Source organism: Dyadobacter sp. SG02 (genome assembly GCF_900109045.1).
Taxonomy (GTDB): Bacteria; Bacteroidota; Bacteroidia; order Cytophagales; family Spirosomataceae; genus Dyadobacter.
The window spans coordinates 204125-230690 of the sequence record NZ_FNYL01000002.1; the positions used below are offsets into that span (position 1 = coordinate 204125).

General features: G+C 49.7%; 21 protein-coding genes. 18 read left to right on the forward strand and 3 right to left on the reverse strand.

The window, feature by feature from the left end; translation table 11 throughout:
* Window positions 1-209 precede the first annotated feature (209 nt).
* The 8 genes from BMW93_RS04650 to BMW93_RS04685 all read left to right on the forward strand — a co-directional run bounded on the left by BMW93_RS04650 (window position 210) and on the right by BMW93_RS04685 (window position 11848).
* Window positions 210-1385, forward strand: a complete 1176-nt coding sequence (locus tag BMW93_RS04650) for a S9 family peptidase (RefSeq protein WP_229240209.1) — start codon at window positions 210-212, stop codon at window positions 1383-1385.
* Window positions 1386-1580: 195 nt separating this feature from the next.
* Window positions 1581-3332 (forward strand): FAD/NAD(P)-binding protein, encoded by a 1752-nt coding sequence (locus BMW93_RS04655; protein ID WP_090374045.1) that lies wholly within the window; start codon window positions 1581-1583, stop codon window positions 3330-3332.
* Window positions 3333-3422: 90 nt separating this feature from the next.
* On the forward strand, window positions 3423-4004 hold the full coding sequence (locus tag BMW93_RS04660; protein ID WP_090374492.1) for a Crp/Fnr family transcriptional regulator: 582 nt from the start codon (window positions 3423-3425) through the stop codon (window positions 4002-4004).
* 82 nt (window positions 4005-4086) lie between these two features.
* Window positions 4087-4710, forward strand: a complete 624-nt coding sequence (locus BMW93_RS04665; RefSeq protein ID WP_090374046.1) for a hypothetical protein — start codon at window positions 4087-4089, stop codon at window positions 4708-4710.
* Between the two features lie 456 nt (window positions 4711-5166).
* Entirely contained in the window at window positions 5167-6306 is a 1140-nt protein-coding gene (locus BMW93_RS04670) for an efflux RND transporter periplasmic adaptor subunit (protein WP_090374047.1), read from the forward strand.
* A 24-nt stretch (window positions 6307-6330) separates the two neighbouring features.
* On the forward strand, window positions 6331-9507 hold the full coding sequence (locus tag BMW93_RS04675) for an efflux RND transporter permease subunit (protein WP_090374048.1): 3177 nt from the start codon (window positions 6331-6333) through the stop codon (window positions 9505-9507).
* A gap of 28 nt (window positions 9508-9535) precedes the next feature.
* The gene (locus BMW93_RS04680) at window positions 9536-10948 is read left to right on the forward strand and encodes an efflux transporter outer membrane subunit (protein ID WP_090374049.1); all 1413 of its coding nucleotides are present in this window, start codon (window positions 9536-9538) and stop codon (window positions 10946-10948) included.
* A gap of 69 nt (window positions 10949-11017) precedes the next feature.
* The gene (locus BMW93_RS04685; protein ID WP_090374050.1) at window positions 11018-11848 is read left to right on the forward strand and encodes a helix-turn-helix domain-containing protein; all 831 of its coding nucleotides are present in this window, start codon (window positions 11018-11020) and stop codon (window positions 11846-11848) included.
* A 65-nt stretch (window positions 11849-11913) separates the two neighbouring features.
* On the opposite strand, the gene BMW93_RS04690 is transcribed toward BMW93_RS04685, so the two are convergent.
* From BMW93_RS04690 to BMW93_RS04700, 3 genes are all read right to left on the reverse strand, one after another.
* Window positions 11914-12513 carry a TetR/AcrR family transcriptional regulator gene (locus tag BMW93_RS04690; RefSeq protein ID WP_090374051.1) on the reverse strand — a complete coding sequence of 200 codons (600 nt, stop codon included), beginning with the start codon at window positions 12511-12513 and terminating at the stop codon, window positions 11914-11916.
* A 193-nt stretch (window positions 12514-12706) separates the two neighbouring features.
* A complete protein-coding gene (locus BMW93_RS04695) occupies window positions 12707-13459 on the reverse strand; it encodes a LytTR family DNA-binding domain-containing protein (protein WP_090374052.1) in 753 nt (250 codons plus the stop codon).
* Window positions 13456-15108 (reverse strand): sensor histidine kinase, encoded by a 1653-nt coding sequence (locus BMW93_RS04700; RefSeq protein ID WP_177194004.1) that lies wholly within the window; start codon window positions 15106-15108, stop codon window positions 13456-13458. The genes BMW93_RS04695 and BMW93_RS04700 overlap by 4 nt, the downstream gene beginning before the upstream one ends.
* A gap of 298 nt (window positions 15109-15406) precedes the next feature.
* Here BMW93_RS04700 and BMW93_RS04705 point away from each other — a divergent pair, with 298 nt between their 5' ends.
* From BMW93_RS04705 to BMW93_RS04750, 10 genes are all read left to right on the forward strand, one after another.
* A complete protein-coding gene (locus BMW93_RS04705; RefSeq protein ID WP_090374054.1) occupies window positions 15407-15808 on the forward strand; it encodes a VOC family protein in 402 nt (133 codons plus the stop codon).
* Between the two features lie 405 nt (window positions 15809-16213).
* Window positions 16214-16585 (forward strand): hypothetical protein, encoded by a 372-nt coding sequence (locus BMW93_RS04710; RefSeq protein ID WP_090374055.1) that lies wholly within the window; start codon window positions 16214-16216, stop codon window positions 16583-16585.
* Between the two features lie 39 nt (window positions 16586-16624).
* Window positions 16625-17851 carry a GTPase HflX gene (gene hflX / locus BMW93_RS04715; protein WP_177194005.1) on the forward strand — a complete coding sequence of 409 codons (1227 nt, stop codon included), beginning with the start codon at window positions 16625-16627 and terminating at the stop codon, window positions 17849-17851.
* 167 nt (window positions 17852-18018) lie between these two features.
* Window positions 18019-19368, forward strand: a complete 1350-nt coding sequence (locus BMW93_RS04720; RefSeq protein WP_090374057.1) for a sigma-54 dependent transcriptional regulator — start codon at window positions 18019-18021, stop codon at window positions 19366-19368.
* A gap of 285 nt (window positions 19369-19653) precedes the next feature.
* Entirely contained in the window at window positions 19654-19731 is a 78-nt protein-coding gene (locus BMW93_RS36230; protein WP_084599926.1) for a potassium-transporting ATPase subunit F, read from the forward strand.
* A 59-nt stretch (window positions 19732-19790) separates the two neighbouring features.
* Window positions 19791-21479 carry a potassium-transporting ATPase subunit KdpA gene (kdpA, locus tag BMW93_RS04730; RefSeq protein WP_090374058.1) on the forward strand — a complete coding sequence of 563 codons (1689 nt, stop codon included), beginning with the start codon at window positions 19791-19793 and terminating at the stop codon, window positions 21477-21479.
* Between the two features lie 13 nt (window positions 21480-21492).
* The gene (gene kdpB / locus BMW93_RS04735) at window positions 21493-23532 is read left to right on the forward strand and encodes a potassium-transporting ATPase subunit KdpB (protein WP_090374059.1); all 2040 of its coding nucleotides are present in this window, start codon (window positions 21493-21495) and stop codon (window positions 23530-23532) included.
* Window positions 23533-23588: 56 nt separating this feature from the next.
* A complete protein-coding gene (locus BMW93_RS04740; RefSeq protein ID WP_090374060.1) occupies window positions 23589-24149 on the forward strand; it encodes a K(+)-transporting ATPase subunit C in 561 nt (186 codons plus the stop codon).
* A gap of 90 nt (window positions 24150-24239) precedes the next feature.
* Entirely contained in the window at window positions 24240-25325 is a 1086-nt protein-coding gene (locus tag BMW93_RS04745; RefSeq protein ID WP_090374061.1) for a porin, read from the forward strand.
* Window positions 25326-25427: 102 nt separating this feature from the next.
* Window positions 25428-26552 carry a histidine kinase gene (locus BMW93_RS04750; RefSeq protein WP_090374062.1) on the forward strand — a complete coding sequence of 375 codons (1125 nt, stop codon included), beginning with the start codon at window positions 25428-25430 and terminating at the stop codon, window positions 26550-26552.
* The last annotated feature ends 14 nt before the right edge of the window (window positions 26553-26566 follow it).

Here is a 26566-nt window from a genome sequence, read left to right on the forward strand (position 1 = left end):
ACGCCGGGATACTTATATAAGGCATTATGTCACTGAATTATACTTTCATCTGCGTCCAACATTGGTTATGGGGCGGCTGTATGGCGGAGCTATTCGCGGATATTCCATTTTACATTTAGCTCTGGCGATCTGAACAATTTGTATGCCAGACGAAATTAGAAATCGACCACCTGGGTAAGTGAAGCGATCGAAAGTCTTTTAATTCATGGATGTATAAGGATTTTAGCTCACAGGAAGCATTGTATCTATTTGATATGCAAACGATAAAGACAGCGTTACCGGTTGTGTTAATATTTCTCGCTGCGATCTTTCTGGTTAGCTGCAATCCGCAGGAAAATACCTCCCAAAGTAAGCGTCCTCAAGAGCCGCAAAAGCCATATCCTTATTACAGTGAGGATGTTGCATTTACAAATTCAAAAACGGGCGACGTACTCGCTGGCACGTTAACGCTGCCCCAAAAAACAGGCGTGTTTCCTGCTATTGTGCTAATCACGGGCAGCGGCCCACTGAACAGGGATGAAGAAGTAGGTGGCGGACACAAGCCTTTTCTTGTTTTGGCCGATCATCTCACAAGGCGGGGGATAGCAGTTCTGAGGTTTGATGATAGAGGTGTGGGGAAGTCGACAGGTGATTTCGCAAAAGCTTCGTCAATGGATTTCGCTGACGACGTGGAAAGTGCAGTTGAATATTTGAAAACCAGAAAAGAAATTGAGACGGACAAAATAGGCCTTATCGGCCATAGTGAAGGAGGGACAATCGCAGCAATAGTAGCGAGCCGTTCGAAGGACATTGATTTTATCACGCTGCTTGCGGCTCCTGGAATCAGGGGTGACTCGGTAATGCTTATTCAAATAGGCCTGGTTGCAAAGACTATGGGGCTTTCAGACCCGGAGATTGCATATGCGAAAGATATAAGCCGCAAAGCTTATCAAATCGTTCAAAATACGGAAGATGCGGCGGAGCGGAATACGAAGCTGGCTACGTTGGCGGAAAATGCTTTTCAAGACTTTCCGAAGAAGTTAATGCCGCCGAATATCTCAAAAGACGAGTTTGTAAGTCAGCAGGTGGCGTCGGTAACAACTCCCTGGTGGGTATTTTTTTTGAAGTATGACCCCGTCTTATCAATGGCGAAAGTAACGTGTCCGATTCTTGCTTTGAATGGGGACAGGGACGTGCAAGTCACTTCCAGGGAGAACCTGGCGGCGATCGCCCGTTCTCTGAGGAATCTCAATGATAAAGTAACTACCAAGGAAATGCCGGGCTTAAATCATTTCTTTCAAGAATGTAAGGAATGCACACCGCAGGAGTATGCCAAACTGGAACAAACGTTCTCTCCGAATGCATTGGGTGAAATATCAACCTGGATATTAGAGATTACGCGGTAAAATCAGTTGTCCGATTAGCCGCTCCTCCTGCAATCGCTCTAACTTCCGCGCCGGATTATCCATCAGGCCCCACCCGGCCGACGGATGTCTCTCGGGAATACCGGCACTCTCAGGGTTTTAGTTCGCGATTAACCTGGCACGACCTTTATAGCTGTACGGCTGACGACATCCGTCGTGGAAAACCCTGTCGAATAGATGCATAAGAACACCATACCACAGAATATAGCGATCATTGGCGCTGGCCCGAGCTGCTTGTACCTGATTAAAAACCTTCTTAAACTTGAAAAAGAGCTAAGGATTGAGATTTTTGAAAAAACGGATGTAGTCGGCGCCGGAATGCCGTATAGTCAACAGGGTGCCAATGCCGAGCACATCACCAATGTTTCCGCAAATGAAATCCCGCCGCTGGTAACGACGCTAACCCAATGGCTGGATGAAATGGCAGGGCAACTGCCCGGGCAATTCGCTCTCGAACGGGATAATTTTACGCAGTACCATGTTTTACCCAGGCTGCTGTTCGGCAAATACTTGCGGGCGCAATTCAACCTGTTGCGTGAAAAGGCCGCTTCCCGGAACAAACCGATCAAAGTACACCTGAATGCGGAAGTCGTCGATGTGATCGACTGTCATGAGGAGCAAAAGGTGCAGCTTATACTTGGATCGGGCAAAACAATGCACTTTGATTTTGCCGTTGTTTGCTCGGGTCATCGTTGGCCGGAAAAGGGGGAAAGTAGCCGCAAGGGATATTTTCTTTCGCCCTATCCGCCATCCAAGCTCGCTTTGCGGCTCAACCACGCGGTTGCTATCAAAGGCTCCTCGCTTACAGCCATCGACGCGATCCGTACATTGGCAAGAAAAAACGGTACGTTTGAGCAGGAAAACGGAAAACTCCGTTTCATTGCTGCGCCAGGTAGCGAGAAATTCAAACTGGTCATGCATTCGCGAAACGGCTTGTTGCCTGCGATCCGGTTTCACTTACGCGATCCGGAGCTTTCACAGGATTCGCTGCTGACAGAGGCGGAAATTGAAAAGAATAAACGTGAAAACGGAGGTTTCCTGTCGCTCGATTTTGTTTTCGACCATAATTTCAAAAAACGTTTTAAGAAAAGCGATCCGACATTTTACAAGCGCATTGAAAGCCATAATCTGGAATCATTTGTGGATCTGGTCATGTCCATGCGCGAGGATAAGGAACCATTTGAACTTTTCCGGGAGGAATACCTGGAAGCCCAGGAGTCGATCGAGCGACGCCGATCCATTTTCTGGAAAGAAATGCTGGCAGAACTCAGTTTTACAATGAACTACCCTGCCAAATATTTGTCGGCTGAGGATATGTTGCGGCTGAAAAACGTTCTTTTACCACTCGTTTCGATCGTCATCGCTTTTGTGCCGCAATCTTCCTGCGAGGAGCTTTTCGCCCTGCGCGACGCAGGTCGGCTGGATATCGTTCCGGTGGGTCATGACGGACGTGTGCAGCCGTTGAAAGAAGGCGGCATACGTTATCACTACGCGGACGAGCGCGGCAAAAAGCATGCGATCCGCTTCCACACCTACGTTGATTGCTCGGGACAGCCGCATTTGTCGATCGAAGACCTCCCTTTTCCGGGACTGCTCCGACGGAAATCGGTGAGCCAGGCCGTATTGCGTTTTAAATCCAACGAAGAGGCCGAAAGACTGCTTGCGAAGGGTAACGAGTTGATCATGCAAAACGCCAATGGCGACTATCTGTTGAAAGTGTCCGGCATAGCGATCACCGATCATTTCCAGATCGTCAACGAGTACAACATTCCGAACGAGCGGATTTACATGATGGCTGTGCCGTATATCGGAGGCCATAACCCCGATTATTCCGGACTCGACTTTTGCGAGCAGGCATCCCGGTGCATTGTTCAAAAGCTTGGACAGGTTTTGGATGCCACCCATCCGCCATTGCATGCCGATTGTTGAAGAAAAACCGGTGTGTTGCTGTGAACACCGAAAAGTTCATACATTTAGGAGTAGGTGGCAAGTGTAAAAGACGAAAGTCAACATACAATGATGCAAGATTTACTATTTGACTTTATATCAAAATACATTTCGCTGACAGAGGACGAAAAGGAAGCAATCATTTCTTTGGCCATATTTCGCTCAGTAAAAAAAGGAACAATTTTACTCAAAGAAGGAGAAAAGTCCAATGACGGTTACTTTGTTCTTAAAGGTTGTATCCGGATATATTACATAATAGACGGAGAAGAAAAAACAACGGCTTTCTACACGGAAATGGAAGCGTTTACGCCGCATTGTGTAGTCAATAAAGCCCCTTCCGAATATTACGTATCTTGTGTGAAAGATACAATTCTGATCGTTTCGGACCCTGATATGGAAGCTGAAATATTTAGTAAGTTTCCGAAGTTTGAAACCCTTTGCAGAATATTGGCAGAAGAGTTTTTAGCGAAACAGCAGATTAATTTTGACGAGTTTAAGACCTCTTCACCTGAACAGCGGTATCTGAATCTACTTCAAAAAAGGCCCGACCTGATTCAACGCGTTCCGCAACACCAGTTAGCAAGCTATCTCGGTATAAAACCACAATCACTAAGCCGGTTAAGGGCAAGGATTTTGGAGAAAAACAAAGGCTAGGAGTCATTTCTTAACTTAAGTGAACGTTTTTAGGCCACTTCCCGACCTAATTTCGTGGTATCACTTAACAATAAAGGAAGACATGCAAAAGGAAATTTTATCTTATGCCTTGATTTTGTTGATGGCAGTCAGCCTGCAAGTTGAAGCTCAATATTCCAAACAAGACAGTACTTACAGAAAGTATTTCATAGGCAGTACCTTATTTATGGTTGCTAATGTAATACCTGATAACAATCCCCCTGAAATGATTTATCTGAACTTGGGTTATCGCATTACAGGAAAGGATGTAATTTCACTTGAATTTAAAACCTGGAAATATGCCTGGCCAATAGGGATTCCTTTTGGGAAATCTTATGAAGCAGAAGGGCAGGGGTTTCCAGGCTATATTCGTGAGCACGGAGTTTCACTTAATTATCAAAGGTTTTTATGGAACGGTCTTTTTGCGCAAGTCGACGTGATGCCTGCTTTTCAAACTTTTATAAATGATCATGGCAAGAAGATTGACAAAGGTTTTCAAATCTTTAACACTTACTCCATTGGCTATCACATCAAGCTTTTCAGGGACAGGCTTTTTTTTCAACCTTCAATCGCAATGACTCATCGGCCCTATCAATCAACAATGCCTGATTCTTTCAAACAGGTTGATGATAGATGGCCCAGAGTCTTCTTCTGGCAGCCGGGCCTTCATTTTGGGGTAAATTTTTAGCGAAAAGGGAGGTTACATCTTACAAGGGCCATTTTCGAGCATTTGACCGGGCGAAAGATGGGGTGTGACGGTCCTTTGTATTCTACTTTGCAGCTCGATCGGTTTGTATATTTTAATACAGAAAAGTATATAGCTGTTTAATTGGATAGGGTTATTTGACATAATTCAACCCTGCACTGTAATGGCTTCGAGCCTTTAATTTAAGATTATATCCCCTGAGGCCTTCCGTAGAGGTGTTTCGGGCTGATTGAGAATTGGTCGGGGCGCGCGCTTCTTAGGTAAATGGGAGCCTATGTTGGCTGTGAGTGATAATTTGTACAGTTATTTGGAAAATATATACCAGACCTATCGTTGTTAACCAGGTTAATTTTGTGTCGTTGTTAGAATGTACAAAAAGGTGTTGCCAGTAAGACGACATGTATTTGCAGGTACTGCACGCCACAAAATGAACCTAGTATGAAAAAGATCCCAGTATATTTCTCTTCATTGATCATCCTGCTTGTGTCGGGATGTTCTTCCGAACCGGAACAAAGTCCGCAAACCGGGCCGGCGCCTGCGTTTGAAGTTCTTGCTGTCGACGCCGGGGAGGCCACCATTTTCTCGGAATATCCTGCCAAGCTGGAAGGGCTGGCCGATGTTGAAGTGCGCTCGCAGGTAGCAGGTATTTTGCAACGTATACTCGTTACCGAAGGTGCATATGTAAAAGAAGGTACGCCGTTGTTTCAGGTCGACCCACGCCAGTATACCGAAGCGTACAACAATGCGCAGGGCGAATTGCTGGCGGCGAAAGCGGCTGTCACGACGGCCAGGCTGGAATTGGAGAAGCTCACACCCCTGGTCGAGAACAAAGTGTTGTCCGGTTTTCAGTTGAAGATCGCGCAATCGGCCTACGATGCCGCCCAGGCGCGTGTGAAGCAGGCGGAAGCGCAGGCGGGGAGCGCCCGCATTACGCTCGGGTACACGACTGTCAAAGCTCCGGTGACGGGCTACATCGGCAGGATTTTCAAGAAGACAGGCAGTCTGGTGTCGCCTAACGACGCCGAGCAGATCACCTATATTTCGGATAACCGCTCGGTGCACGCCTATTTCACGATCGGCGAAGGCGATTTTATGAAATTCCGGCAGGCCCTGGAAGGTAAATCCATCGGCGAAAAGCTCGCCAATGCGCCGGCGGCTAAATTGGTCCTTGCAGGAGACGTTGACTACGAGCATCCCGGCAAGCTGGATATGATCGATGCCGCATTCGATAAAAATACCGGCGCCATAGCCTTGCGCGCTACCTTTCCCAATGCGCAGGGGCTGCTGCGCTCGGGTAATACCGGCAAAGTCAAACTCGGTTTCAAGCAGAGTAACGTGATATCTATTCCGCAGGCAGCCACCATTGAGATACAGGACAAGACCTTCGTGTATACCATAGGGGATAGTAGCAAAGTCAGGAAAGTGCCGCTCGCCATTTCAGCTGCCGTGGGCAACCGGTATGTCGTTTCCAGCGGATTAAAAGCCGGCGACCGGATCGTGCTTAAAGGGATGGATGCCCTTAAAGAAGGCATGGTAATCACGCCCAAAGCGCCCGTGGCGGACTTAGTGCAGAATTAAATCCTTCATTAGCAAACAAAAATCATGTTTAAAGTATTTATAGAAAGGCCCGTGGTGGCTACGGTGGTATCGATCATTCTGGTGATACTGGGCGTAGTGGGCCTTGCAAGTCTGCCAATTCAACAATTTCCGGATATAGCCCCGCCGGCGGTCCAGGTGCTGGCCGCGTACCCGGGTGCGAATGCCGAAACGATGCTAAGGGCTGTTGCGCCTCCGTTGGAAGAGGCGATCAATGGCGTGGAAGACATGAGTTATATGAGCTCATCGTCCAATAATGATGGTACGTTGTCCATTACGGTATATTTCAAACTGGGTACAAATCCCGATCAGGCGGCCGTGAATGTGCAGAATCGCGTGGCTTCGGCGACCGGGTTTCTGCCGGCGGAAGTCGTTCAGGCGGGGATCACAACGCAGAAGGTGCAGAACGCCATCATTATGGGTATCAACCTTTACAGCGAAAACCCGAAGCTTTACGACCATACCTTCCTGACCAACTATGCGGCGATCAACATCATTCCGGAGATCAAACGTATCTCGGGGGTAGGGCAGGCCAATATTTTCGGTGGAAGCAAGGATTATTCGATGCGTATCTGGCTGAACCCCGCGCAAATGGCATCATATAACATCACACCGAACGAGGTGATGGCGGCTATCCGGAATAAAAACCAGGAGGCTGCGCCCGGTCGCTTCGGCGAAATGAGCCAGCAGGCATTTGAATACATCATCAAATATGCAGGGAAGTATAGCAAACCGGAAGAGTATGCGAATCTGATCATCCGGTCGAACGGCGACGGTTCGCTGCTGCGCTTGAAGGATGTGGCCAAGGTTGAGCTGGGGTCGTATACCTATGGCACGTTCAATACCGTCAATGGCAAGCAAGGGATTTCCATCGTCGTGCTGCAATTGCCCGGGTCCAATTCGCGGGAAATCCAGATTGCGATTGAAAAACTGATCAAAAAGGCTGAAAAAGATTTTCCTCCGGGCGTGAAGCAAATGCCGCTTTATAATACGAAGGATGCGCTCGACCAGTCGATAGGCCAGGTGGAACACACCCTGATCGAAGCGTTCGTGCTGGTATTTATCGTAGTGTTCCTGTTTTTGCAAGACTTTCGGTCTACCTTGATTCCTGCAATTGCGGTGCCTGTCGCGCTGGTGGGTACATTCTTTTTCATGTCGCTGTTCGGTTTCTCGATCAACTTGCTGACATTGTTTGCGTTGGTTCTTGCTATCGGTATTGTCGTTGACGATGCGATCGTGGTGGTGGAGGCGGTGCATTCGAAATTGGAACATAGTGATATGAAGCCGCGCGAGGCCACCACATCGGCCATGCATGAAATTACCGGCGCTATCATTTCCATCACACTCGTAATGGCCGCCGTGTTCCTGCCCGTAGGGTTTATGAAAGGCTCAGCCGGGGTGTTTTACCGCCAGTTTGCATTTACGCTGGCTATCGCAATCGTCATTTCGGCCGTCAATGCGCTGACGCTGAGCCCGGCATTGTGTGCGCTGTTTCTCAAGGACGTTAGTCATGGCGATAAGTCCCAGCCGACCACATTCAAGCAGCGCTTTTTCTACGGGTTCAACCAAGGGTTCGAGACCATTACCGGGCGCTATGTAAATGCCGTACAAAAGCTGATCCGGTTCAAATGGGTAAGCCTGGCAGGGCTGGTGGTCGTTATACTGACTACGGTGTGGCTTATCAGAAAAACCCCGACCGGTTTTATACCGTCGGAAGATCAGGGATTTATCGCAATAGCCGTGTCGCTGCCGCCGGGCTCGTCGATGGCCAGGACGCAGAAGATATTCACCGAAGCGGCCGGTAAGCTACGCGATATGGAATCCAAATTGATTTTCAACGAGATAGCCGGATTCAATATGCTTACGCAATCCAGCAGCCCGTCTGCCGGTGTGGCCTTTTTCCGGCTGAAAAAAGATGGGGAGCGCGGCGCAATGAACGATATTGCCCCGATCATGGCCGAAATCAACAAACGGCTGTCGACCATTCAGGGTGCACAATTCTTCGTGTTTACGCTGCCGACAGTACCCGGTTTCAGTAATGTGGACGCGCTGGATTTTGTGTTGGAGGATAAAACCGGCGGGAAGCTGGACAAGTTCAGCGGGATTGCCAACAAATTCATGGCGGAATTGATGAAGCGGAAGGAAATTGCAGTAGCATTCTCGACATTCCGCGCTGATTACCCACAGATCGAAATGGTGTTGAATCACGAAAAAATCGAACAGGTGGGCGTGGACGAACGGGAAATTCTGAGCACGATGCAGTCCTATTTCGGCAGTGCGCAGGTGTCTGATTTCAACCGTTTCGGCAAGTATTACCGCGTGATGGTGCAGGCCGATAAGGCCAACCGTGAAGACCCGTCCTCGATGGATGAAGTATATGTCAGGAACAGGGCCGGGCAAATGGTGCCAGTGAATACCTTGCTGACATTGAAAAGGGTGTTCGGTCCTGAAACGATTACGCGGTACAACCTCTTCAACTCCATCGGTATTAATGCGATACCTAAACCGGGTTATAGTTCAGGGGATGCGATCAATGCCGTGCGGGAGGTTGCTGCCGAGCAGTTGCCTGCGGGCTATGCCTACGAATTCTCGGGCATGAGCAGGGAGGAAATCGCTTCGGGTGGACAGTCGATCGTGGTATTTATTTTGTCGCTGATGTTTGTCTATTTCCTTCTGGCGGCGCAATACAACAGTTATATTCTCCCGCTGGCTGTTATTTTCTCCATTCCAACGGGCATTATCGGAGTGTTTACCGCTATCGGACTGGCCGGTATCGAAAACAATATTTATGTCCAGGTCGCATTGATCATGCTCATTGGGTTGCTGGCCAAAAATGCGATACTGATCGTCGAATTCGCCGTGCAGCGCAGGCACGCAGGGCATTCGCTCATCGATTCGGCCCTGGAAGCAGCCCGGCTGCGTATAAGGCCCATCATCATGACCTCCATTGCTTTCGTAGTCGGTATTACGCCGATGATGCGGGCAACCGGGCCTTCGGCGATGGGTAACCATTCCATCAGCATCGGCGCTGCGGGAGGTATGCTCAGCGGGGTGGTATTAGGCCTGTTCATTATTCCCGTGCTTTTTGTGGTGTTCCAGGCTTTGCATGAGAAAGTAAGCGGTGCTACCCGGGTCGCGGGAGACCAACAATCAGTGGAAAACAAACCGGTGCCGGCGATTTAATTGCCGGGCAATTCAGACTAGAAAAATCATGGCTAATTATAAGAATGTCTGCCTGGTGCTGCTCATCGCAGCGGCACTGGGCGCATGCAGGGTGTCCAAGGACATGCAGACGCCCGCGGACGCTGTTCCGCAAAGTTTCAGGGATGTTTCCACAACCGATACGGTGAGCATCGCCGAATTGCCCTGGAAAGATTTCTTTTCAGACCCGTTACTCCAAAGGCTTATCGATACGGCTATTGTCAAAAATTACGACATGCAGATAGCCCTCACGAATATCGAAGCGGCAGGCTTGCTCGTTAAACAGGCTAAATGGAATAATGTTCCCACGGTAAATCTGGGTATCGGGGCCAGCACGACCAACCCGTCGGACAATAGCCTGAGTGGCCTGACGGCCGGGCAGTTCCTGGGTACGAATCACCTCAAAGACTTTTCGATCGGGCTCAACCTGTCGTGGGAGGCCGATGTGTGGGGTAAAATACGTAGCCAGAACAAACTGGCCGCATCACAGTACCTGCAAAGTATAGAAGCGCGAAAGGCCGTTCAAACCCACCTGGTGGCGAACGTCGCGAATGGTTACTATAACTTGCTGATGCTGGACGAGCAGTTGGCGGTGGCCGGGAAAAACGAGTCACTTAATGATAGTACCCTGCGTATGATCCGCCTGCAATTCGAGAATGGGCAGGTCAGCTCACTGGCCGTGCAGCAGGCACAGGCGCAGTTGAATGCAGTACAGCAACTCATTCCCGGGTTGGAACAGCTTGTCGCCGTTCAGGAGAATGCCCTCCGCGTCCTGGCGGGCGAATTTCCTGACAAAATCACCCGAACCACTTCGCTGGCCGCGATTGAAATTCCGCAGGGCATTGCCGTAGGATTGCCGTTGACCCTTGTCAGCCGCAGGCCCGACGTCCGGAAAGAGGAGCTGGGTTTGGTTGCGGCCAATGCGAGTGTAGGGTTAAGCAAAGCGCAGCTGTATCCTGCGCTGCGCATATCCGCGGGCGGCGGCCTGAATTCCCTCAAAGCCAGCGACTGGTTCAATATGCCGGCCTCGTTGTTTGGAATAGTGGCGGGAAGTGTGACGCAGCCGTTATTGCAGCGGCGCGAATTGCGGACCCGCTACGAAATTGCTTTGGCCGAACGGGAAAAAAGCGTGCTGCAATTCAGAAAAGCCGTGCTGACTGCGGTAGGGGAGGTGTCGGACGCGATGGTGCAAATCGAGAAGCTACGCGCGTCCCAGGCCTTCGCCGACAATCGGGCTGCAACACTCCGACAGGCTGTTTCCAATGCCGGCCTGCTATTCAATAACGGAGCAGCCAGTTACCTCGAAGTCATTACTGCCCAGGGAAATGTACTGCAAAGTGAGCTGGACGTAGCGCTGCTTAAAAGACAGCAGCTGGCTGCCCTGTCGGATCTCTACCGAAGCCTGGGCGGAGGTTGGAAATAAGTGATTGCGAATGATACAAATGGAATATTTTTACTTGTAAAAATATTCCATTTGTGGTAAATTTGTACTATGAAAAAGGAGCATTTGTTCGAACCGTACTCAATAAGCGTCCAAACCTTGGATACTTATCCCGTACATGAGCACCAGCACACGTTTTTCGAGCTGGTGTATGTGATTTCAGGCACTGGTTTCCAGCGGATCAATCAAAACAAATTCGAATACCAGCCGGGTGATGTTTTTCTGATTGCCCCGCACGACTCTCATTGCTTTGATATCAAGGAATCTACGAGTTTTTTCTTTCTGCGTTTTAATGATATTTATCTGAAAACCAATGGGATAATCAAGGATAATATCCAGCGACTCGAGTATATCCTCATGAATGCCAATCACCGGCCAGGCCCGATTATCAAGAATGAGACTGATAAACCTTTTGTACGTGCCACCGTTGAAGCAATGATACGCGAACAGGTCAACCGGGATGTGTGCTGGGATAAGATTAACTTGCAGCTCGTGAATACACTTATCGCATTTGTGGCAAGAAATATCGAGAAGTACCTGCCGGAGGAGCTCAATGATGACAAAGAGGAAAAGGCCTTTGATATTTTACAGTATATCCAGGCGAACATTTACTCGCCCAACCTGATCAAGGCGGAAAATGTGGGGAAAGAGTTTGGGATCTCCCAGGCGTACCTGGGACGGTATTTTAAAAAGCATACCGGAAAAACGATGCAGGATTATATCGCCAGCTATAAGACCAAGTTGATAGAGAACCGGTTGCTACACAGTACGATGCGTATTTCGGAGATCGTCGACGAACTGGGTTTTTCCGATGAAAGCCATTTGAATAAGTTCTTTAAAAGGAATAATGGCGTAACGCCTTCCGAGTTTCGCAGGCGCTGATACCATGCATTGTATAACAAAAAGACCGTCGTAATCGACGGTCTTTTTGTTATTCAGCTTTTAGATCAGGCATTCACCATCGCCAGTTGTGCCCGGAGTGCTTCGTGCAGTATTATCTGGTTGATTTGCTCGGACATTCCCTTGTTAACCAGGTTAATAGCGATCAGGCCGTGGACGGTCGACCAAAACATATAGTATTTGGCGTCGACCAGATCGTCCGATGCCGTTTTGGCGGGCAAGATTTCTCTGATTACCTCGCTGAATAGCCCCGGAATTTCAGAAGCTTTGTGAAAACCCTCTTTCATAGCGCTGCAACTCACCTCCACACCATACATTGTTCGATAGAGCTCTTTGTTCGAAACAGCGAAATTCCAATATGCCTTCCACATGGCTTCCAGTCGCTGTTGAGCAGGTAGCGCAAGGGCTTGGGCCTTTTTGATAGCTGCGTAAAGTTTGCGGAACCCGGTGGCGGTCAGCTCGGCAATTATGGCATCCTTTCCTTCAAAGTGATCGTATATGACGGGTGGGGTATATGCTATTTTTTCAGCGATCCCCCGCATGCTTAACCCCGACCAGCCATCGCTTTTAACAATTTCCAATGCGGTTTTCAGAATCTTGCTCCTTGTCGCACTCCTGAGAATGCTCATGCGCTTCGGATTTTTCATGTTGACTTATTTATTACAACACAAAGATCGCGACTATCCGAGGAAACGAACCTGTATATTTCTACACAAATAAGGTATATTTTTACGTAAACCGGCGCCCTGAGATGTTCCGCCTAGCCTTGCCCTTTTCAAAGCTGATGTTTACCACTAATTATGGTTAAAACTGTATTAGCAATGACAATTCTTCGGGCCGTTATAACCCGTTTTGCAAGGCGAGCCGAACCGCATCCTTCTTCATTCGTGAGACGGGCACCTTTGTGCCGTCTTCCAGCAGGAGATAACCGCTATCTTCTTTTAACAGACTTTTGATGTAGATCTTGTTTACCAGATGGGAATGGTGACAGCGAAGAAAACCATATCCGGTAAGGGTTTCGTCAAATTCAAACATGGGTTTCGATACCAGCAAAGTTTCACCGCCCCGCAGAAAAAATGTGGTGTAATTATTCTCGGCTACACATCGGATGATTTCCGAAGTTTTGACAAATCGCGTTTCCTTGGCGGAAGAAAGTGCGATCCGGTGATCTGACTTCTGTCTGGAATCCATAAGCAGACTCATCAGGTTGTGTAGTTGAGCGTTCTGTTTTTTCTGCTCAATCTTTCCGACCGCACGCCGAACGGCGTGTTGCAGCTCCTGCGGGTCAATCGGTTTTAAGAGGTAATCGATGGCTGAAAAGCGGATAGCCTGAATGCCGTATTGTTCGAAACCGGTGACGAAGATGACTTCGAAATCATACGTCGGAAGCGATTTGAGCAAGTCAAAGCCATTTTTACCAGGCATTTGAATGTCGAGGAAAACCAGCTCAGGCCGCGCATTCAGAATCAATTCAATACCTGCGTCGGCATTTCCTGCATGGCCGGCCACTGTCACGGCGGGACAATAGCGTGTTAGCAATTCCCGCAGGTTTTCGATATTGTTCGTTTCGTCATCGATGATGATCGCGTTCATTTGAGCCAATTTTTGAATGTCAATATCACCACCGTTCCTTCTTTCGCGGAAATCATTTGCATGGTGATGGGGTATTTTTGTTTGTTCAAAAGCTTGATCCGCTCATGCGTGAGCGAGAGGCCTTTGCCCGTGGTTGGTTGGCTGGTGTCAAATCCGTGTCCATTGTCGCGGATAGTGATCACCAGATTTGTGTTTTCAATTTTAAAAATAATTTGCAGCATTCCCTTTGCCCCAAGTACCGAAATGCCATGCTTTACCGCATTCTCCACTACTGGTTGCATCAGCAGTGAAGGCACTTCTAATTGCATGTGCCTTACACCTTCGTCCGCAATGATTTCGTAACGGAAGCCGAAACGGAGCTGTTCCAGTTGGATGTAGTTTTCAATGTTCGCCATTTCCACATCCAGGGGCACCATTTCGCGCCCCGAATTTTGAAGCGTATTCCGCAGCAGGCGGCTAAATCCAGTCAGGTAATTGTTGGCCCGATCGACATCGTTCTGATTGATCAGCGCTTGCAGCGAACCGAGCGCATTGAATACGAAATGAGGGTTGAGTTGCGATTGAATGGATTGTAATTCAAGGTTGGTTTTCCGCGCCTGATCACGCGATTTTCGCAGTCTTTTTCGGAAATAAAAATACATCGCCAGGCATGCCAGAATAGTCGTAAACCATAATTTGCTCATCATGACCATACCCATCAGCCAGAGCAGTGATTTAGCATTATAAATGAAACTGCCTAGCCATGTGTGGTCTATCGTAAATGCATAACTGCTGTAACTTTTTGCATTCCCGGTATAGCTGTATTGGATTTCGTATCGTCCGTCCACGAGCCAGGGCCAGTTACCCTTCACATGCCTTAGCAAGAAGTTAGGTGTAATCTCACTGGTTGTGCCTACCCATTGCCCCTTTTCACCGACCCTGTAAGAAATGCGTGATGGCCTGACTTTCCCATCGTAGTACGCCCGTTTGAACCCGAAGACGAGCTCGTTTTCTGCTATGGATAGTGAATCGGGCACGGCATTGGGATGGGAATATTTATTGGGGGCTTTGTTGAAGAAATGCATAAACTTCCGGATCTCGACAGTATCCTGAATGCCGGCGGCAAAATGGTGCCTGATATCGACATAAAACAGTTCCGGCCTCGGATAAATCCATGAGATCCGCAGTTGGCTGATCAGGTGTTTGTTATGATCAAACAATGAAACTGTCGTGGAATCGCTCCGGAATGGAAGCAAAGCCGCTGCATTACATTTTTCACCGTTCAATTGAAAATAAGCGATATCGGGAATATCCTCACGGGTATTCACCAGTTGGCCATCGACTTTCAACGCATAACCTGGCGATAAGGCTGCCGGATTTCGAATCACCAGTGTTAGCCGTTCGGCCATTCTGCCAGCCGTAATATGGTAAACTTTGGCCGCGATATTATGCACTTTTGGCTTTGTAACGGTGTCCATCACCGCATGTTGAGCAATGCGTTTTTCATGCTCTGCAAAAGAGTGAACGATCAGGTCCAGGCAAGGTTCATTGGTTGTCGGGTTAATGAGAAAACGGCTGCTTGCCGGGTCAAGGCCGAGTGTTTGCGCTCTAACATGGGCGATCAAGATTAGAAATAGAAACAGTAACACTGCGTGTTTCCAGTTTTTCATGCCTTTCTGGTTTGGTTCAGAACAAAGTTGGGAAGGCATCTTGATGTATGATATTGGAAATGTGTTGATGACGGCTACTGATGTGTAAAATGCAATGTCCCATCAAAACTAATGACTCACTTAGAAGTTTCGGTTCAGGAAGTATCGGTGTGCAGCAGATTAAAAATACGGTACCATCTACCGCCTAGCTATCAGACCTGCCGGTAACGACGCCATCGCTTTTTGGAATCAGCTACTGACATACGGCTGTCAGTTGGTGATTGTTTCTTTGGAAATCAAACACTAACCAAGCCAGTCTATGACATTCATTTCAACACGAATCATTACCACCGATATCAATCGGCTTGTTGATTTTTACCAGGAAATTACCGGCTTCCCTGCCGTCCGGTACAACGAGGATTTCGCCGAGTTTCGCACGCCGGTAGCGGTTCTCGCCATTGGCAGTACGCGCACTTTGCAGTTGTTTGGTGGAGAAAGCGTGGCCATGCCGTCGACAAACCGATCGGTAATCCTCGAATTCCTGGTCGACGATGTGGACGCGCATTACGGGCGACTTGCTGAATACCTCGGCAAAGCACTCGTGCAAGGGCCAACGACCATGCCATGGGGAAACCGTTCGCTTCTTTTCCGCGATCCGGACGGCAATCTGGTCAACTTCTTTACGCCTGTGACACCGGAGGCGGCAGCGCGGGCGCGCTAGGGCAATATACCATCAATTAACGCCACTAGTCTCCTCAAATCTTTGAGCCAAAGGTTCGATTTTGTCCCTCGGATGCACCACGAAAGAGAGTGATCAATTTTTACAATTGGTCACTCTTTTTTGATAACCGGCTATCAATTTGATAGATTTTTAGAATTAGCTGCAAAGTCTAAGAGCTTCATTTACAGGCCGATTTTTCCTTTTGTTTTTTCCGGCATGAGTTTGGCTTCCATTAAGAGAAACGGGGCTGAAAAAGATCGTACGCGCTGGGAAAAGCTCGTCCCCAAAAGTTTAAAACAAACATATGATAGTTATGTATTTACCCGGTAAAGATGATCCGGAGCCTTCCGAGGAGCCGGGTGAGATAGAAAACGAGTCGGAAGGTGAACATTAACAGTAACCGAAATGAATGTAAAAAAACGCATCAGAAGGCAGGTCAGAACCCTTGACGGCCTGTCGGCCGCGCTTGTGCTGGCGGCAATCTGCTATTGCTGGTCGGTGCTGCCTGCGCTGCCGGACGCCTTCTGGGTAGATCCCGGGATTTTTCACGAGGAGGCGGTCAAACTTGAAAAAGCGGCGGTTTGGCGGGATGTGGCATTGTTGACAGGGCTCTATGCAACGTTCACCCTGATCGAGCTGGCCATCGACCGGCTCAAAATAGACCGGCCTATCCGTCGAATCAAGCCGCAGATGGTCACTGCCTGGTTCAAGTTCGGGCTTTTAATGTGCGTCGCCACAATTATCGTGTCAAACCTTTCGGCGGTTCAGCAGCCGTGATCGGCCGGCTTGTCATCATAACCATTCCAATTTTTAACTATGGATTACTCAACGTTATATAAAGTCTCAGCCGACATGCAGGTTGCCGTGCTGGTCGCAGTCGCGACGGGCCGGCAGCCGGTCGGCAAGACAGATGAATGCCTGGACGAGCTGGACTTTCTGGCACGGACGCAGGGAATTACAACAGTCGCCAGATTTACGCAGCGCTTGTCGCAGCCCGATCGCCGAACCTACATGGGCAAAGGCAAGTTGGAAGAGATCAGGATATTTCTGGCCAGTCGGCATGTGGACGTGGTGATCTGCGACGACGATTTGCTGCCGGCGCAGTTCCGCTACCTTGAAACATTGTTTTCGCCGGTGCGGGTAATGGACCGGACGTTGCTCGTTTTGCAGATTTTTGAATCCAGGGCTCAAAGCCAGCAGTCACGTCTCGCTTTGGAGCTGGCCCGCTGCCGCTACTTTTTCCCCAGGCTCACCGGGCTGTGGTCGCACCTGGGGCGGCAGGGAGGAGGAACGTCAGGCACCCGCGGCCCGGGTGAAACCGAGTTGGAAACCGACCGGCAGCTTGTCAAAACCCGTATTGCGGTGCTGAAAGAAAAGCTCAGGCGGGTGGATTTGCAGGCGCAGATAAGGCGTCAGGAGCGGGGCAGGACCGTGCGCGTGGCGCTGGTGGGCTACACCAATGTCGGCAAATCCTCACTGATGAATGTAATCTCGAAGGTCTCCATGAATGCCGAGGATAAGCTCTTTGCGACTGTGGACACGGCCGTGAGAAGGGTAGAGCATTGGGGGGTGCCCTTTCTGCTCTCCGACACGGTGGGATTTATCCGTAAACTTTCGCCACTTTTAATCGAATCTTTCAAATCGACCCTCGACGAGGTCCGCGAGGCCGACGTACTCCTGTTGGTCGAGGATGTTTCCAGTCCTTCTTGCAGCGAGCATTTAGCCGTGGTTTGTAAGACATTGCAGGATATCGGGGCAGGGGATATTCCCACAATCCTGGTATTCAATAAGGTGGATAAATGCGAAGAGATTACGGCGCTGGAATCTTCGGGTGATCATTCCTTCACGATCAGTATGTCAGGAGCCCTTACCACGCTGCCCCCAGGCTTCTGGCCCAAAGCCGTTGTTTACGTATCCGCGACAACTAAAACCAATATAGACTGGCTGCAATCGGTGCTCAAACCACTGATCCGTCAGATACACCAACAACATTTTCCTGACAGGCCATTGTCGGCGCAATTTTTCCAGGACACCCCTCATTAAGCCGGGCCGCCCTATCAAAAATGGTGTTACCCTATCATTTTGATAGGAGGCAGCGGGCCCGTTATCAGGGCGGCTCAATGGTAATCCATTGCATTTGAATGTGTTGAGGTTTGCGTGTCCGATCGGGAATAATTTTTCATTCAGGAATTGGCAAACACCAATGGAAAATGAAAAAAATCTTGCTGATCGATGACGAGGATAAGCTGCGGTTGCTGCTTGCGCGGGTGATCTCAGCCGAGGGTTACGAGGTTTATCAGGCAGGGGATGTGAAGTCAGGCGTTCAGATGATCCAAAACCAGGAAATTGATATCGTTCTGAGCGATGTCAGGCTTCCGGATGGTAATGGCGTAGAGCTCGTGAAAACGATCAAAACACTTAGGCCTGCTATCGAGGTAATCATCATGACCGCTTTCGGCAAGATCGCCGACGGCATTCAGGCGATGAAAAATGGCGCGGTCGACTACATCGTCAAGGGCGATGACAACGACAAAATTTTGCCGCTTCTGGCCAAAACGGCCGAACGCAGCCAATTGAGCCACAAGGTTAAAAGGCTCGAATCGCTTGTTGGCAATAAGTTCTCCTTTGATTCGATTATTGGCATTTCGCGGCCTTTCCGCGAAATACTGGCGCTTGCGAAACGGGTCGCGGCGACAGATGCCGCCGTGCTGCTCACGGGCGAAACCGGCACCGGAAAGGAAGTGTTCGCCCAGGCTATTCACTATGGCAGCGGCCGGGCAGACAGGCATTTTGTTTCCCTGAATTGCAGCGCACTGGGCCGGGATATTATCGAGAGCGAACTGTTTGGCTATAAGCAAGGGGCGTTTACCGGCGCGATGCGTGACAAAAAAGGGCTTTTGGAAGAAGCCAATGGTGGAACGCTCTTTCTGGACGAGATCGGCGAGCTGCCGCTGGACATGCAGGCAAAACTGCTGCGCGTGCTTGAAACCCACGAATTTATCAAATTGGGGGACACCAAACCGACCAAGTCGGATTTCAGGCTGATCGCGGCCACCAACCGCGATCTCAAACTGGAATCAGCAAATGAAAGGTTCCGCAACGACCTGTATTTCAGACTGAACGTCTTTGAGATCCACCTGCCCGCTATCCGGGAACGGAGAGAAGATTTGCCGCTGCTGGTCGACCACTTCCTGGGCCATTTTTGCGCTCAGACCAACAAGAAAAACCTCGGATACACGCCGGGCTTTCTAAAAACGGTCCAGACCTATGAGTGGCTGGGCAACATCCGCGAGCTGAAAAACGCCATTGAGCGCGCTGTGATCATCAGCGACGGCAAACTCACCAGTGAATGCCTGTCACCGGATATACAGAATCATAGGTCTTATCGTAATCCGCAACTGTCCGCCTTCTCGATGGCCAGCGTTGAAAAGCTGCATATTCAGAAAGTGCTCAATTATTGCAAGGGTAATAAAAGCGAGACGGCCAGGCTGCTTGAAATCGGGATAGCGACATTATACCGTAAAATCCAGGAATATCGGATCACCGTGGAGACCGGATAGGGCTTTCAGATTGATAGCGGCCTATCATTTTGATAGTATTTCCTAAACATCTTAATGCTGATAAATTCACTTAATTATCTGTAAAACAATTGATTATGATTTGTTCTTTTGGTTGGCACAACCTTGGTAAATACAGGAAACAACGGCTTAACTAATCGAAACCGAAATGCTTATAATATTCATCCAATCCATTTTTATCATGTTAACAATCCTCTTAATTCTTGCCGGGCTTTTATGCTTCGCACTCTTCTACGGTTCGGTAAACTACTTTGAAAAAATCTGATTATGGCAGCGCTATTTATCGTCGCGATCCTCGTGTTTGTGTACATGTGCTATGTACTTGTCAAACCAGAAAAATTTTAACCTGACCGGAAATGGCTACGAAGGAAACTAAGGCCAAAACCGGACTAAATCTCTGATAAATGAATACAGAATTATTGGGCGTCATTGCCATGTTTGCCATTACAGTGGTCTTGGCAATCCCATTCGGATCTTATATCGCAAAAGTTTACGCCGGGGACAAAACACTGCTCGACCCGGTCTTTAATCCTCTTGACAAGCTGCTCTATCAAGTGAGCGGTATCGATGAAAAACGTGAAATGAACTGGAAGCAGCACATGTTCGCATTGCTGACGATCAACGTAGTGTGGTTCCTGCTGGGGATTTTCGTTTTAATGAACCAAAGTTGGCTGCCGCTCAACCCGGATGCCAACCCCGACCAGACAGCCGACCTCGCTTTTAACACGAGCATTTCCTTTATAGTCAACTGTAACCTGCAACATTACTCTGGTGAAAGTGGCGTAAGCTACCTTTCGCAGCTGTTTCTGATGTTCCTTCAATTCGTCAGTGCAGGTACAGGTATGGCCGCGGCCGCGATCATTTTTATCGCATTGAAAAACCGCACCACCGAGAAGCTGGGCAACTTCTGGGCATTGCTCGTCAAATCATGTACCCGGATTTTATTGCCTTTGTCGATCCTGGTAGGCGGTATCCTTGCATTCAACGGTACCCCGATGACTTTTCAGGGAAAGGATACTATGATCAATATGCAAGGCGATACCGTCCAGGTTTCGACGGGTCCGGTAGCAGGTTTTGTGGCTATCAAGCACCTGGGTACGAACGGTGGTGGCTTTTACGGTACGAACTCCGCGCACCCGCTCGAAAACCCGAACTACTTTACCAATATGCTGGAAATGTTCTCGCAGATGATCATTCCATTGGCGATGATCTTTGCATTCGGGTATTTCCTGATCAGAAAGAAATTTGGCTGGATGGTTTTCGGGGTGATGACCGTTGGTTTTCTGCTATTGACAATTCCCACGATGGTTTGGGAAATGAATGGCAACCCTGCACTTGGCAAAATGGGGGTTGATATCTCCTCCGGCGCCATGGAGGGCAAGGAAGTCCGCTTTGGCAGCGCTGCATCCGCGTTTTGGAGTATAGCGACGACCGTTATCTCGACAGGCTCTGTCAACTCGATGCACGACAGCACCATGCCGCTTTCCGGAATGACCGAGCTGCTGGCTATGATGACCAACGCGTTCTATGGTGGATGTGGCGTGGGCATTCTCAATTTCTTCGTCTTTGTCATCCTGGCGGTCTTCATCAGTGGGCTGATGGTGGGTCGTACTCCCGAACTGTTTGGTAAGAAAATCGAGGCGCGCGAAATGAAGATCGCTATGATCGTCGCCCTGCTGCACCCGCTGATGATCCTGGCTGGAACGGCCCTCGCGGCCGCATTCCCCGCGATTACCTCGGCCAACCTGAATAACCCTGGTTTTCACGGGTTCAGCGAAATGCTGTACGAATATACTTCGTCGGCCGCCAACAACGGTAGTGGTTTTGAGGGGCTTGGAGACAATAACCCATGGTGGAACATTACGACCGGTTTCGTGCTGATCCTCTCGCGTTACCTGCCAATTATCGGCCCGGTGGCCATCGCAGGTCTTTTGGCGAAGAAAAAATATGTCCCTGAAAGTGCGGGTACCCTGCCAACGGATTCGGCCACATTCGGCCTGATGGTCCTTGCGGTGATCGTTATCACAGCGGCCCTTTCGTTCTTCCCGTCCCTGACACTCGGCCCGATCGCTGAATATTTCTCCATGAAGTAATATTAATATTGAAATGAAAAATCAAAGTGCATCCTTATTCCAAAAGGAGCTTGTCAACGAAGCGATAAAACAATCGTTCGTTAAACTGAATCCTCGTCTGTTGTTCCGCAATCCGGTGATGTTCACGGTGGAAATCGGAACGGTTGTAATGCTTATCGTTAGTCTCTGGATTTTGGCGGGTGAAAACGCGCAAGGCTCCTTTGTCTATAACTTTATCGTTTTTCTGATCCTTTTTGCCACCTTGCTTTTCGCCAATTTCGCAGAGGCAATCGCCGAAGCGAGGGGTAAAGCCCAGGCCGACAGCCTTCGCAAAACGCGCGAGGAGACACTCGCCCGGCTGGTCGTGAACAATGCCCAGGGATTTGACGTGGCCACCCGCGAGGTGATGTCCGCTCAAATGAAAAAAGGCGACGTGTTCATTTGCGAAGCCGGGGACAACATTCCTATGGACGGCGAGATCATCGAAGGGCTTGCGACAATCGATGAAAGTGCGATCACTGGTGAATCCGCGCCAGTTATCCGCGAAGCGGGTGGCGATAAAAGCAGCGTAACCGGCGGTACAAAAGTGCTTTCCGACCGCATTAAGGTCCGCGTGACCACGGCACCAGGCGAAAGCTTCCTCGATAAAATGATCGCGCTCGTGGAAGGCGCAACGCGTCAGAAGACGCCCAATGAGATCGCATTGACGATCCTTTTGGCAGGCTTCACCCTGGTATTCGTGATCGTATGTACCACCTTGCAGCCATTTGCGACTTATGCCAATACGCCGATCACAATCGCGGCATTTATCTCGCTCTTTGTTTGTCTGATCCCAACCACGATCGGCGGGCTTCTTTCGGCCATCGGTATTGCCGGTATGGACCGTGCGCTACGGGCCAATGTGATTACGAAATCCGGGAAAGCCGTCGAAACGGCAGGTGACGTCGACGTGTTATTGCTCGATAAAACCGGTACCATCACCATCGGTAACCGTAAGGCAACCAACTTCTACCCGGCACGCGGCATTACGGAAGCGCATTTTATCAAATCCGCCGCATTGAGTTCGATTGCCGACGAGACACCGGAAGGTAAGTCTATCCTCGAACTGGCCCATGCGACGCCTTCCAGCTACAATCTGAACAATCCTACATTCATCCAGTTCACCGCAGAAACCCGCAGCTCGGGGGTGGACTTCGACGACATCCGCATTAGAAAAGGGGCCTTTGATTCGATCCGGAAGCTGACCGAAGGTGCTGGCAACCGTTTCCCTGAGGAAATCGAATCGAAAGTGAAGGAAATTTCCAACAATGGTGGTACGCCGCTGGTGGTTTCCGAAAATGAGCGGGTGATCGGGGTGATCGAGTTGCAGGATATTATCAAAACGGGTATCAGCGAGCGTTTCGAGCGCCTGCGGAAAATGGGTGTGAAAACCGTCATGGTAACCGGCGATAACCCGCTCACAGCCCGGTTTATCGCGCAGAAAGCCGGTGTGGACGATTTTATCGCCGAGGCTAAGCCTGAGGATAAAATGAATTACATCAAAAAAGAACAGGAGGGAGGCCGGCTGGTTGCGATGATGGGCGACGGTACCAACGATGCGCCTGCCCTGGCGCAGGCTGACGTAGGCGTGGCCATGAACAGCGGTACACAGGCAGCGAAAGAAGCGGGGAATATGGTCGATCTGGACAACGACCCGACCAAGCTGATCGAAATCGTCGAGATTGGCAAGCAGCTTTTAATGACCCGCGGAACGCTCACCACCTTCTCGATTGCCAATGACGTGGCCAAATACTTCGCCATTATCCCGGCGCTGTTCATCGCGAGCATTCCCGCGCTGCAAGGCCTGAATATCATGCACCTGAACAGCCCGGAAAGCGCAATTCTTTCAGCGATCATATTCAATGCGGTGATCATCCCGATCCTGATTCCACTGGCGCTCAAAGGCGTGAAGTATACGCCCATCGGCGCAAGTGCATTGCTGCGCAGGAACCTGCTGATCTACGGATTGGGCGGCGTATTGATCCCGTTCGTAGGCATTAAGCTCATCGACCTGGTCGTCAGCATCTGGATTTAATAGTCAAGCCGGTCCAAACGGGACCGGTCTTCTTAAAAGATTAAGAATACAAGAAAATGAAAACAAATATGTTGCCTGCAATCAGGCTTACCGTAGCCACCCTTATTCTTTTCTGTGTGGTTTACCCTGCGATCGTCTGGGCGATAGCCCAACTTGCCCCCAACAATGGAAAAGGAGAAGTGATAACAGCCGGCGGCAAGAAGTATTATGCCAACGTCGGCCAGCAGTTTACCGATGACAAGTATTTCAACTCGCGCCCGTCGGCAGTCGATTACAATGCGGCTGGTAGCGGCGGTAGTAACAAAGGGCCATCTAACCCGGATTACCTGCAAACCGTTCAGGCACGTCTGGATACGTTTTTGGTACACAATCCGGGCGTGAAAAAAGAGGATGTCCCCGTTGAACTGGTCACTGCCAGCGGTAGTGGCCTGGACCCGGACATTTCCCCGGCCGGTGCAAAGGTACAGGCAGCGCGCATTGCCAAAGTGCGCGGGGTTTCTCAAAGCGCGGTCGTAGACCTCATTGAAAAACATACCCAGGGTCCGTTTTTGGGGATGTTCGGTCCGTCGCACGTGAATGTATTGGAGCTGAACCTGGCATTGGATCAGATCAAGTAATGCTGTTGCTGGCAGGCATTCGCAGCATTTGACAATTCTGTGGCCGGAAATGCCGCAAGGTTTTCCGGTCCACCCATTCCATACCAATCGATGAAAAAATTTCTCTTAATGGCCTCGGTGCTGGCCTTTTTTCAGACTGCGCAAGCCCAGGATTCTACCGGTACTGCCCCGTCCTTTACCGTAAGCGGGTACCTGGAAGCCTATTACAACCATGATTTTAATCGTCCCAAGAACAATACGGCTCCGTCTTTTCTTTACAATTTCAACCGCGCGGGGGAAGTAAACCTGAACCTGGGTTTTATCAAGGGTGCTTACACGAGTGAGCGCGTGCGGGCTAACCTCGCGCTTGCGGTGGGTACCTATATGAACGCCAACTATGCCGCCGAGCCGGGCGTGCTGCGCAACATCTATGAGGCCAATGCCGGGATTAAGCTTGCCAAAAAGGCAAACCTGTGGCTGGATGCGGGTATTATGCCTTCCCATATCGGATTTGAGAGCGCTATCGGCAAGGATAACTGGGCATTGACCCGGAGCCTGGTCGCCGAAAACTCGCCTTATTTCGAGTCGGGCGCCAAGCTGAATTATACGACAGACGACGGTAAGTTGTACCTCGCTGCCCTCTACCTGAACGGCTGGCAGCGCATTCAAAGGGTGGATGGCAATACCACACCCGCATTAGGTACCCAGGTTACCTACAAGCCATCGGCAGCGGTAACGCTCAATTACAGTACGTTCATAGGCAACGACAAGCCGGACAGCGTTCGTCAGATGCGTTATTATCACAATGTGTACGGTATTTTCCAGCTGAGCGAGCAGTGGGGCGTAACAGCCGGTTTTGACTATGGTACCGAGCGCAAAGAGAAAGGTAGCAGCAGTTCCAATCACTGGCTGGTGCCGGTGATGATCGTCCGGTATTCACCCACTTCAAAAATCAACGTGGCGGCCAGAGGCGAATATTTTCAGGATGAAAAGGGTGTGATCATTGCCACAGGGACACCACAGGGTTTCAAGACCTGGGGATTTTCGGCCAACCTGGACTATGCCGTCATGCAGAATGTGCTCTGGAGAATCGAGGCGCGTACGCTGAGCAGTAAGGATGCCATCTTTACTGAGCGCAGCGGCCCGACCAGTAAGAACAATAGTTTCGTAACCACCTCACTCGCGGTTTCATTTTAGTAAATTAACATAGAATACTGCCAGCAACAGCTTAATAATCAAATTCCTTTCGGGCAAACACCCGAAAGGTTGTTTTGTTTCTAACCTCCATTTAATTCAGCTATGTCAGAGACCAACCCTAATGCCCAGCATTTCCTTGACCTGATCAAAAAATCCCGGCGGGGAAAATTTAAAATATACATCGGGATGAGTGCCGGCGTGGGTAAAACCTATCGCATGCTGCAAGAAGCGCATACCCTGCTCAGAAACGGGATAGATGTCAAGATCGGCTTCATTGAGACGCATAACCGCAAGGAAACGCATGATCTGCTCGAAGGTTTGCCGGTCATTCCAAGGCGTAAGCTTTTTTACAAAGGCAAGGAATTGGAGGAGCTCGACATGCCTGCTGTGATCAGTTTGAGGCCGGAGATCGTGATCGTCGACGAGCTGGCCCACACCAATATCGAAGGAAGCAAGAACGAAAAGCGCTGGCAGGATGTGATGGAAATCCTCGATGCCGGTATCAATGTGATCAGTGCGGTCAACATTCAGCATATCGAAAGCCTGAACGAGGAAGTCAAGCAAATCACCGGTGTGGAAGTACGGGAACGCATTCCCGATAGTGTGCTGGCCGCGGCCGACGAGGTGGTTAACATTGACCTTACCGCCGACGAACTGATCACCCGTTTAAAGGAGGGAAGGATTTACCGGCAGGATAAGATACAGACCGCGCTGACCAACTTCTTTCGCTCCGACCATATTCTGCAATTGCGCGAGCTGGCGTTGAAGGAGGTGGCAAGCCAGGTCGAGCGTAAGGTGGATACCGAAGTACCGAAGCTGGTCGCGCAGCGAAGGGAAAAATTCCTGGCCTGCATCAGTTCCAATGAGGTCACCGCCAAACACGTGATCCGTAAAACGGCAAGATTGGCCAGTTACTACAACAGCAAATGGCTGCTTTTGTACGTGCAGACGCCCGCCGAAAGCCGCGACCGGATACCGCTCGACAAGCAGCGGCACCTGATCAATAATTTCAAACTGGCCACTGAGATGGGGGCCGAAATCATCCGCGTTTCCAGCTCGAACGTCTCCCGCGCCATCATCGAGACCGCAGAGCAGCGGCAAGTCACCACCATTTGTATCGGAAAACCGCACATTACCCTGATCAGGGTGATTTTGGCGACCAACTTGTTCAATAACCTGTTGAAAAAACTAACCAGCTCAGACATTGACCTTGTCATTCTGTCGTGAGCCTTTCCTGTTAA